The 11,034-nt window shown below is 27.1% G+C and carries 6 protein-coding genes and 1 pseudogene; 1 reads left to right on the top strand and 6 read right to left on the bottom strand.

The window, feature by feature from the left end; all coding sequences use genetic code 11:
• Positions 1-199: 199 nt before the first annotated feature.
• The 4 genes and pseudogenes from N5A56_RS10235 to N5A56_RS10220 all read right to left on the bottom strand — a co-directional run bounded on the left by N5A56_RS10235 (position 200) and on the right by N5A56_RS10220 (position 7,275).
• A complete protein-coding gene (locus N5A56_RS10235) occupies positions 200-646 on the bottom strand; it encodes a hypothetical protein (RefSeq protein ID WP_265725369.1) in 447 nt (148 codons plus the stop codon).
• 49 nt (positions 647-695) lie between these two features.
• Complete coding sequence (locus tag N5A56_RS10230; protein ID WP_265725368.1) at positions 696-5,030, bottom strand: alpha-2-macroglobulin family protein; 4,335 nt, start codon at positions 5,028-5,030, stop codon at positions 696-698.
• Positions 5,031-5,354: 324 nt separating this feature from the next.
• Positions 5,355-5,489 (bottom strand): annotated as a pseudogene (locus N5A56_RS10225) (hypothetical protein); the annotation flags it as partial.
• A gap of 514 nt (positions 5,490-6,003) precedes the next feature.
• Positions 6,004-7,275, bottom strand: coding sequence for a hypothetical protein (locus tag N5A56_RS10220; protein ID WP_265725367.1), 1,272 nt, complete (start codon positions 7,273-7,275; stop codon positions 6,004-6,006).
• Between the two features lie 171 nt (positions 7,276-7,446).
• Here N5A56_RS10220 and N5A56_RS10215 point away from each other — a divergent pair, with 171 nt between their 5' ends.
• Positions 7,447-8,799, top strand: a complete 1,353-nt coding sequence (locus tag N5A56_RS10215; protein ID WP_265725366.1) for a UDP-N-acetylmuramate--L-alanine ligase — start codon at positions 7,447-7,449, stop codon at positions 8,797-8,799.
• On the opposite strand, the gene N5A56_RS10210 is transcribed toward N5A56_RS10215, so the two are convergent.
• Positions 8,796-9,740 (bottom strand): nucleotidyltransferase family protein, encoded by a 945-nt coding sequence (locus N5A56_RS10210; RefSeq protein ID WP_265725365.1) that lies wholly within the window; start codon positions 9,738-9,740, stop codon positions 8,796-8,798. The two genes, N5A56_RS10215 and N5A56_RS10210, sit on opposite strands and share 4 nt — an antisense overlap.
• Before the next feature lie 144 nt (positions 9,741-9,884).
• On the bottom strand, positions 9,885-11,021 hold the full coding sequence (locus tag N5A56_RS10205; protein ID WP_265725364.1) for a phosphoenolpyruvate carboxykinase (ATP): 1,137 nt from the start codon (positions 11,019-11,021) through the stop codon (positions 9,885-9,887).
• Positions 11,022-11,034: the final 13 nt, after the last annotated feature.

Genomic DNA, 11,034 nt, shown 5'->3' with positions numbered 1-11,034 from the left:
ACTTATTGACTTACTTTACCTACGAAAAAGGTTAAAGATTTTTTTAAGAATAATACTATATACATGACTAAAGTAGAACCTGTTTTTAATTTTTTATTCTATTGTTATTAGAATAATAAGCAATACTTTAAATACAGGGCAATAAACCCCCTATGGTAAATAGAGGGTTAGAGAAGGTTGATAATTATTTAAAAACACCTTAAAATTGATACCTAACAGATAAAGCAATGTCTGAATTTAATCCATCCAAACCACCAGCAATACCAATTTCTGGTCTATAATCAATAGAAAGTAGAACTGGAGCATTAAAATTATACTCAATTCCTATAACACCAGCCCCATAAATTCCAGTTCCATTAGCAGAAACAATTCCACCACCAAAACCTGCATACCAATTAAACTGGTCTTCTAAACTCCAAACCCATTCATACAAACCTGTTGCTTTAAAATTTGTAAATTCATTTGCTAAACCTAGGTTTACTTCCAAACGATTATTTTCTCCTAAAGCTTTTTGGTAAGAAACTTCACCTCCAACTCCATTTCCACCTCCAAAACGTAATCCAATTGCATTGTCTGCAATTTCTTGTGCGTTTATTGTACAAATAGAACCAATAAATAAACTTAAACCTACTATTATTTTCTTCATAATTATAATTTGTTTTAATATTAATTATTTGACAACAAATATGCCAAAATTACTTTTCTTTAACAATAATTCTTTCACCTTTGGAATGGCTACTAAACTCAGGTGCATACATACTTTGTATTGTTGTAATTCCGTTACTGAAATTTCCAGTATTATTTACTCTAACATCATATTCAAAAACATAAATTCCTTTTGTTAAACGATCAAAAAAGAAATTGGTTGCAGCATCTTTTGTGCTTTCGTAATAACTTAAACCGTCTTGATATTTGTATTTTGAGAGTACATTTATAGGTTCTACTCCTGAAGATCTCATATCTTTCATATGAATAAATTCCATATCTCTATCTGAGCGCAACTCAATTCTTACAGTAATTAAATCACCTACTTTTAATTGCAACTTATTATTAATTGCTATTAATTCTTTCCCAGATTCAGAATTAATTTTTAAAAACAGTTTTTTATCTAATTTTAAAGGTGTTTCAGCAGAAGTTATTTTATCTAAATCTTCAAAATATTGCCAATACAAACCTCCCCAAGCAATTCCGGTTCCTTTTTTATTGATGGTAATTTCACTCATTTCCGGTGTTATTTCCTCTCTTTTCCAAGAAGTTTTAAAATAACCAGTTCCAGCCTCAACCTTAATAGTATCCATTAGTGATGGATGAATCGTTTTATCACCAACCTTGATGTCTACCATTTCAGTAACCGAAATCCAATCACTACCATTTAATAGTAACGCATAAACAGCTTCAGTTGTTGCTTTGGTTGTTTTCCATCCATTGGTTTGCTTGTTTTTTAATAACCAAATTTTAAGGTTATCAATAACGTTAAGATTATTTTCTATTTCTGAAAAAACTTCAATCATTAAAGCCTGTGTTTCTACAGGAGCTTCATAATAGTAATAACCAGATTTGTTGCTTTTCCAATACATTCCTAATTCATCAGAAGTAATAGCATTTTCTTTTAAAGACTTTAAAATCTTATTTGCAACAGCTTTTTTACCGCTTCTATATAATGACAAAGCAATTTGTCCTTTTGCGTATAAATTATATGCATTCCAATATTTAGCAGATTGATTTTGGTAATAATCAACAGCAGTTTTTGTTTTATCATTCAATGAAACTGAATTATAAAAACTTCTCATATATAAATACTGAATGGTAAAATAGCTCAAGTTGTTTTTTGCTAAATATTTTTGATACGCTTTATCTCCTTCTTTTTTATTTTTTGATTTTTCTTTTATTTCTGAAGCTTTTTTTAATAGTTTAGAATAATTATCTACCAATTTAGTATCTAAAAATTCTACAACTTTTTCAATCATTTTTTTTGTTGATGTACTAAAATCAGAAACCCCTATTTTTTTTAAATGCCCAAAACCAGTTGCAATATGTTGTGTAATAAAAATACTTTCATATTTACTGCCTTTAAACCAAGAAAAACCACCGGAATTCATCTGTATATTTTGTAATTTATGTAGCGCTTTGTCTTGTTCGTTTTTCATTTTATTTAAATCGAATAATAAAGCAATTCTTTTCTTTTGTTCCGTTTCTGATTGCGCGTCTCTTAACCAAGGTGTTTCCTGTATAATTAACGATTTTAATTCTTGATTTTTTTCTAAGTTAGATAATAAAGCACCCGAAGATTTCCAAGCATTAAATACTTCTCGAATCTTAGTGTTTGAATTCGTTATAAAACTAGCCAACGTATTAGCATAATATCTAGAAAACGTTTGTTCTGCACATTCATACGGATATTCCATTAAATAAGGCAAAGACTGAATAGCATACCAAACAGGATTTGATGTTATTTCTAAAGTAAGTTTATGGTTTTTTAAAGTTGATGAGGTGTTGTTTTTCAATTTGTTTAACGTAAAAGTTTTTGTTTGCTTATTACGAACCCACATTGGCATCGTTTCTGTAACCAATATTCTGTTTGTTAAAACAGGTAAAACATTTTGTTCTCCATCAGAAAAATCACCTGCTTTTGCAACAATTTTATATTGTACACTTTGTATGTTTTCTGGTATTGATAATGTCCAAGAAACGTTCGTGTTTTCATCTTTATTAACTATAAACTTCTTGTTAGAAATCGTGTTTTGTAATTCGGTATTTATTTCTTTTCCAGAAATAGCATCCGTTAAAATCAATTTTGCAAAACCACTTAATTGATTATTTGTTAAGTTGGTTATTTTTGTACTTAATGTAATCGTGTCTTTTTCACGTAAAAAACGTGGTGCATTTGGCACAACCATTAATTCTTTTTGAGTAACAGTTTGCAATGTTTTAGTGGCTGATTTTAAACCTTTTGTATGTGCTACTAATTGTAGTTTCCATCTAGTTAGCGCTTCTGGCATTGTAAATGAAAAACTAATTTTACCATTTTTATCTGTTTTTAATTTTGGATAAAAGAAAGCAGTTTCTTTAAAGTTTTTACGTGCTTGTACTTTAGATAAGGCTTTGTTTAATTTTGATTGTCCATTTTTTGTTGTTATTAAAATAACGCCGTTTGCCCCTTTAGAACCATATAAAGCAGTAGCATTTGCTCCTTTTAATATATTAAGATTATTAATGTTTTTAGGGTTTAATTTGTCTAATTGATCTTGAGAAGAAATTATACCATCAATTATAATTAGGTTATTATTACCAGCTGTAAAGGACTTTGTCCCTCTTAAAAGAATAGTGCTTTTAGTTGTGTTTAAGCCAGCTATTTTTCCATTAAAACTGTCTTCTAATACTTCGGTCTGGTAAACAGTTTCTCTTTTTGCTCTTTTAATACCCATTGCCGTTACAACAACTTCATCTAGTGAATCTAAGCTTTCTACTAGTTTAATATCTAAAATTGTATTGTTCCTAATTTTAACCTCTCGATTCTTATAGCCTAAATACGTAATAATTAGAGTATCATTTTTTTTAATGTTAATTGTATAATTACCATCAAAATCTGTTTCTGTTCCAAACATTGTTCCTTTAATTAGAATTGAAACTCCAGGTAAAGGTTCTCCTTCATTATCTGTGATGTTTCCAGTAATTGTTGTATCAAAATTTTGTCTAGTACTATTTATTTTTCTTTTTAAGGTTCTTAAATACTGTTGGTTTATCCATCTATTGGTATTTAAATTAAATCCAAACCAATTATAAGTTTCTTTTTTTAATGTTGGGAAATCATAATATGATCTTTGGTTATTTCTAATATTAAAATAATTATTATCAAAACTTTTATGTGCATTACTAATAGCATAAGAAGAATAGCTTGGTTTTGGTGTTATTGGGTTAAATTGCCAATTATGTCCTTTAAATTCATCTAAAGAAGCATCATACATTGAGGCTAATATCTCAGTAGCAACTGCATCGTTCTTGTCGTTTTTTATAGTGAAACTCCAAGTTTCATCTTGCCCTGGTTGTAATTTGTTTCTAAAAATATTGGTAAAAATTTCTATAGACTTTTGCTTTTCAGGAACATTAATTAGCAAATTTCCGCTTTCAAAATAATTAAAATTTACAAAGTGATATTTAATAGCAAAACCACCAATATCTTCTTTTTTAATAGGGATTTTAATTGTTTTTGATTGATTGTTTAATTTAATGATTTGGGTATCTATAATTTTATGATTCTTTTCAACTTGAATAATAACTGACATGTTTTTAGAGGCTGAAGCAATTTGTAATGCTACAAATTCACCAACTGTATAGGTGGTTTTATTCGTATTTATTGTAAACAAATTATTGTCTGCAACTTCTTTTTCTTTCGTAGAAAAAAGTATAATTCTTTTTTCGTCTTTTATTGTTTGATTTAATTTGTCTTTACTTTCTAAAACAACAATGTACTTCCCAGAAAACCAGTTTTTTGTATTATTTAAAGGAATTTCTTTTGATGTTGAAGTGTCAAAATTTTCAGAGAAAACAAGTTTTCCTTTTTTCCAGTTCTTTTCATTATTTTCATCTTCTGTATAAGGATCATGAGGGAACAAAGTTCTAAACGTGTTCTCAGAAATATCCTGATAATCTGGAGCTGACCATGGCCTTTTTCTTTGTACAGATTTTGGTACTTCTAATTTGTATATTTTAATGTTTCCTTTAGCAGTAACAAACTCACCATTTAAGTTTTTTGAATCAATTTTAATTATGGTTTCGTTTTCTTTTTTATCAATTTTATCATCCATAGAAATAGTTGCTAATAGAGAATGATAACCAACTTTAATACTTGAAGTTGCAGAGCGACTTTCTCCATTAATATCTGTAACATCCGCGGTAATTTCATAAGTAAAAACGGGTAAACTTTCTTTTGAAATGTTTTCATCCGGAACTGCTTTAAACTTTATAGAGAAATTACCAGAAGCATCAGTGCTGCTTTCTCCATGAGAAATTTCTTGAGAATTAGAGTTCATATTTGGCCTTCTCCAAGAATACCAAATAGGATATTGTACTTTTCTATGGATTCTATAAACTACTTTTGCATCAGTAATATTGGCGCCAGAGAAAGCTTTAGCAAAACCTTTAATTGTAATAGAATCGTTAATTTTAAAACTTTCTGTAACGGGTTTAAATTCTGTTTCGAATTTTGGCCTTTTGTACTCTTCTACAGAAATTGATTCTGAGTGACTAAGAAAATCATATTCTTCATTTTCATAAAAACTGCTATCATGTTCAATGCTTTCATCAATTTCTAAAGAAAACTCACCTGTTAATCCATTATTAGGAATTATAAATTCTCCAGCAATAGAACCAAAGTCATTTAATTTTAAGTCAAGAGTTTTTATTACTTGGTTGTTAACGTCTTTTAGAGTAATTTCTACATATTCATTTTTAAAAACTTCAGATTTATCTCCAAGCTTTTTAATTACGATAGCTTTAAAGTAAAGAGTTTGTCCAGGTCTATAAATACTTCTATCAGTAAAAATAAAAGGTTTAATAATTACGTTTTCATTTTTATTATTGCTATAGTTTCTGTTTTTATAAAGGTAAAAATCACCAAAAGTAGCAGTATCATTTTTTGTTTTTACTTTAATTTTTACATTGTTATAATTGTTTTTACTTTTAAAAGAGGCAAAACCATTTTTATCTGTAACGAGGCTTTTGTTTATAGTTTTGTTATTTCGATTCTTGTTACTGTTCTTAATAAGAATAGAAGCTTTTTTTATAGGTTTTCCAGTATTTCGATCTACAATTTGATAATTATATTTATTTTCAAAATTGTTTTCAATTAAAACTAAGTTTGTTACTTGAATAGTAGTCGTGCCGTAAATTAATTTTTCTTCTAAACGACCACTTTCAGATGCAAAAATTAAATAGTTTCCGTTACTAAATTTTGGAACAATTACTTCTGTATTATGCTGTAGATAATCTTCTTCATTTCTTAATTTATGTTTCCAAGAGTGTGTTTTTTCTAATTTTTGGATGAATTTTTTTGTCTTGAAACTTGTAAATTTTATGAAATTCTATTTGTTGTTTTTGAGTGATTTTATAAGCAGTAAAAAAAAGATTATCAATATTTTTATAGTTGATTAATAATCTAGAATATTTATCAACAGGAATGTATTTTTCTGCAATAATTGAAAGGGTTTTTTGTGTAATTTGTTTTTTTAAAATTGAACACTTCTTTTCGCCTAAACTTTTAGGGAATTGTTTGATGATTTCATTACAAATTAAAAGTGCTTTCTTATTATTGGCTTTATTTTTTTGAAATTGAGCTATTTCAAAAGCATATAAACCACTTGATACATGGTTTCTAATTAAATTTCTAGAGGTTTTTAATGTAGTTTGTAAACTGCTTTCTTTGTTTTTAAAAATTGCTTGTTGATATATAAAATTTAATCTTTGAATATCAATTTCTACAAGTGCATTTTTGTTGTTTTCTTTCTTATGAAAACCAATTAATTTTTGATATACTTTTAATGCGTTCAATTCTAAAGATAAGCTATCTTTTGAGGTGATTTTTGTTTTAGAAAATGTTGAAGATTCACTCAAATAAATAGGGTTGTTAATGCTAAATTTATATGAAGGCCTTGTTATTGTAGTTTCTGAAGATTTATAAAATTGTAGTGCGTTATTTGCTAAAAAATCAAATAAAGTAGGTCTGTAAATTTTTGAGTCTTTATTAATTTGTAAAATATCAGAAAATTCATTTATTTCAACTTTTTGAAGTTTTTCGGTATTCTCTAATGAAGCATTAAAATAGTTATGAATTTCTTTAAAAAGAGTATTTAAATCCCAAGTTCTAAAATCTGAAACATCTACTTTGTTCCCAGTTTTTGTTCGGTTGTAAAATTTATACCTATTTTGAGTAAAATATTGCCAATATAAATTGGCTAATATATTTTCTAAAACATTCTTGGTTGGAAAAGTACTTTTCGAAATGTGTTTTTTAACGTTTTTTATTACTTTTAATTGAGCTTCTTCTTCTAAAGTTAATGCGAACTTGCTTTTGTAAAAAAGCGATTTTATTAGCTGTGGAGAGTTATTTTCTTTATCAGCTATATTGTAAATATTTTCTACAATTTTTAATGCCGATTTAGGCAAACCATCAACTTCCAATTTTTCAACTTCTAACCATTGGTTATTAAAGTTGTTTTGAGCATTTATAGTTGTAGAAAATAGGATAATCATTAATATAATTGTTGTAATTTTTTTCATAATCAATAGATTTGGTACTTTCAAAGCACGCTTAAATCAGTTAATATTACAATTAAGAATTAGTAAACGAGTCGTTTGAGTTCGTTAAGTGAATCTTTAATTGAGTTTCGTTCTAAATATAATCAATATTATTACTAGCTTTTGTATTTTTACTTTTTATAATTCTTGTATATGAACATTCATTTTATTGCTATTGGAGGAAGTGCAATGCACAATTTAGCAATTGCTTTACACCAAAAAGGATACCAAATTTCTGGAAGTGATGACACAATTCACGATCCGTCTAAATCTAGATTAGAAAAATATGGCTTATTGCCAGAAAAATTTGGTTGGTTTCCAGAGAAAATATCATCAGAATTAGATGTTATTATTTTAGGAATGCATGCAAAAATTGATAATTTAGAATTGTTAAAAGCGCAAGAATTAGGTTTGAAAATTTACTCGTATCCTGAGTTTTTATTTGAACAATCTAAAGATAAAACACGTGTTGTAATTGGTGGTTCTCACGGTAAAACAACCATTACTTCTATGATTTTACATGTTTTAAATTATCATGACAAAGCAGTAGATTATATGGTTGGAGCACAATTAGATGGTTTTGAAACGATGGTTCATTTAACCGAAGAAAACGATTTTATTGTTTTAGAAGGTGATGAATATTTAAGTTCACCAATAGATATGCGTCCTAAATTTCATTTATATAAACCTAATATTGCTTTATTAAGTGGTATTGCTTGGGATCATATTAATGTTTTTCCAACATTTGAAAATTATAAAGAGCAGTTTTCGATATTTACAGATTCTATGGTAAATGGAGGAAGTATGGTGTATAATGTAGAAGACGAGAATGTAAAAGAGGTTGTAGAATCATCAGAAAACCATATTAAAAAATATCCTTATGAAACACCAAAACATTTTATAGAAAACGGAATAACGTATTTAGAAACGAATGAAGGAAATCTACCATTAGAAGTTTTCGGAAAACATAATCTGCAAAATTTGGCAGGCGCAAAATGGATTTGTCAGCATATGCAAGTTGATGAAGATGATTTTTATGAAGCTATTGCTAGTTTTGCAGGAGCAAGTAAACGTTTAGAAAAGATTGTTGAAAATAATTCAACGGTTATTTTTAAGGATTTTGCCCATTCGCCAAGTAAAGTTGCTGCAACTACAAAAGCAGTAAAAGAGCAATATTCTGAGAGAACAGTTGTGGCTTGTTTAGAATTGCATACTTATTCAAGTTTAAATGCAGAGTTTTTAGCAGAATATAATGGTGCTTTAGATGCTGCAGACAAAGCTGTAGTTTTTTATTCTCCTCATGCAGTTAAAATTAAACAATTAGAAGAAGTTTCTTCAGTACAAATTGCAAGTGCTTTTGAAAGAGACGATTTAATTATTTATACAAATCCGCAAGAATTTAAAGACTTTTTGTTTAGTCAAAATTTAGAGAAATCTGCGGTTGTATTAATGAGTTCTGGTAATTATGGCGGATTAGATTTTGAAGAGGTTAAACGTTTAGTCTAAGATTTTTTAAGACCTAATTGAATTAGTTTTTCTTTTCGCCAAGATTTATCAAAAATTTTTTTTATTAAGCTTTTTCTAAGTACTCTATCAAATATTGATTTTTTAAAGACTAAAATACTATTCCATATAAATAATTTTAAAGAAATTGTTTTTACTATAAATTTATTTTTTGTAGAAACATTAAGGTTTTTTAAAAATATTCTTAAATATTTTTCAGTTTCAATTGTTTTATTATAAGAAAGTGTTTTTATATTATTAAATGTTATATTGCTAATTGCGATAAAACAATTTAAAGGATGTTGTAACTTATTTAATTTTAAAAAAGCACTTTTTACACTCGTTTTCTTAGAAAGTAAAAATACATCATAACCATTTCTTAGTGCCATAGATTTAAAATGTAATCCATTATCATTGATCTGAATTGCAATTATTGTTAATGATAGTTGATTTTTAAAACTTAAAACATTAATCTTATTGATTACTTGAATATCATTAATTATAAAATTGTAGTTAAATTCATCTGCATATTTTTCTTTTAATAATTCTTTATGAATTTCTATAGCTGCAATTTTACCTTCTCTTTTTAATTTATCATAATGTTTAAAATCAAAAGATCCATAACCTTTTTTATCTACTTTATGATAATCAAAATCATGCATAATATCAATTGTTTTTTGATAATCTTCTTTCGAAACTATAAAATCAATATCACCAACCATTCTTTCTGCAACGTCTTCATAAAGACCCTCTAAAAGATTTCCTGTTCCTTTTAAGAAAATAGGAGTGATGTTATTCTTTAATAACAGTTCGTTAATCTCTTTTGCTTGTATTATTATTTGCTGATTTCTCTCTCTATTTAAATTAGTAATATGTTTCATGTAAGCAACTAGGTCTTCAGGTAAATAATGAAGAAAGTTAGCTCTTTTTAAATTGCAATACAAAGCAGGAAAAACATAATGGCTTGTACTTACTTTTACAACAGAATCCCAATCTAAATTATCTAATTTTAATTGTTCTTCAACTAAAATTTTATTATGTTGTTCATGATTGATTGTTAGGCATTTTCCAATAAAAAAAGCGTTTCTTTATAATTCATTATTGAAAAGATTATTTACAGTCGCTATCATTTTTTCGTTTTTAGAATAGATAAGTTGATAACAGTTTAAGTCTTCAAACCAATCTAGAAAAATTTTTGCATTTTCTTGTTTTGATGACAACCAAGAATCAGGAACTAATTGTTGAAAAGCATCAATTTTTGAGATTTTTTTACAAGTTAATTCTGCGTCTTTTTCATATTTTATAAATACCAAATCATTGCAAGGTAAATGAGCAAAAAAATTAGTGTTATTCGGTTTTAAATATCGTACAATTTTATTTAATCTCCTGTAGTAATATTCAGCAGAAGTTTCTAATTCGGGATAAATTGGTAATAAAGTTTCTAAACTATTTTTTTTAATTGAAATAGCAGCAGGAAAACTATAAACTTCTTGTTTTTTTACATCTATTGGTACAAAATCGTCTGCTAAACAAGTAAATCCGTTTGCTTGTAGAAGTGCTAAAGAAGTACTTTTACCATTGCCTGAATCTCCTAAAAAAAGCATTGATTTTTCGCCATTACTAATTGCGGAAGCATGAAAAATTCCTAACCACTCATTTTCTTCTTTTTTATGAATTTTCTGAATTAACTCCATAGAAAATTTTCCTTGAAAAAAATGAATTTCTTGTCTACTCCAAGAATCTATAAACGTATTATTTACAAATAGAAAAATATAGTTATGATGGATAAAAACATCAAATTCATTATGATGTTCAGTTGCTTCTTCAATAACCAAATGTGCAAATTTTGGGTGCACAAAAGAAAGTTCTTTTTCGCTTAAATAAGATATTTTAAAAACGATATTATTGATTTTATAATACTTTATAAAATCAAATTTCTCAGGTCTTTTAATATCTCTATTATCATTAACTATTTTTGAAGATGTTTTGTCTTTTTCTAAACAAAAATTCTGTTCTATGTTTATAACAAAATCAATTGTTTTATCAATTGGAACTGATATTTTTTTAGCTAATGCTTCAGCAATTTTTTTAACGCCAATTCCCTTTTTTAACCTTTTTATAATGTCAGCAGTAGTGTTTTCTAAAACCAAATATTGATTATTGTCTTCAAACCAAGTAATAGTTTTATCTTCAATAGTTTTATATAACATTTTAGTTTTTTTCATAATAAAAGAATAA

This window comes from Polaribacter ponticola (assembly GCF_026191475.2).
Classification (GTDB): Bacteria; Bacteroidota; Bacteroidia; order Flavobacteriales; family Flavobacteriaceae; genus Polaribacter; species Polaribacter ponticola.
The sequence above is the reverse complement of the archived record's forward strand: the minus strand, read 5'-3'. Positions and strand labels throughout refer to the sequence as shown.

Bases quoted from the DNA above. Each gene is read 5' to 3' on its own strand.
- N5A56_RS10235 (WP_265725369.1), bottom strand. From the start codon at position 646: ATGAAGAAAATAATAGTAGGTTTAAGTTTATTTATTGGTTCTATTTGT.
- N5A56_RS10230 (WP_265725368.1), bottom strand. From the start codon at position 5,030: ATGAACTCTAATTCTCAAGAAATTTCTCATGGAGAAAGCAGCACTGAT.
- N5A56_RS10220 (WP_265725367.1), bottom strand. From the start codon at position 7,275: ATGAAAAAAATTACAACAATTATATTAATGATTATCCTATTTTCTACA.
- N5A56_RS10215 (WP_265725366.1), top strand. From the start codon at position 7,447: ATGAACATTCATTTTATTGCTATTGGAGGAAGTGCAATGCACAATTTA.
- N5A56_RS10205 (WP_265725364.1), bottom strand. From the start codon at position 11,021: ATGAAAAAAACTAAAATGTTATATAAAACTATTGAAGATAAAACTATT.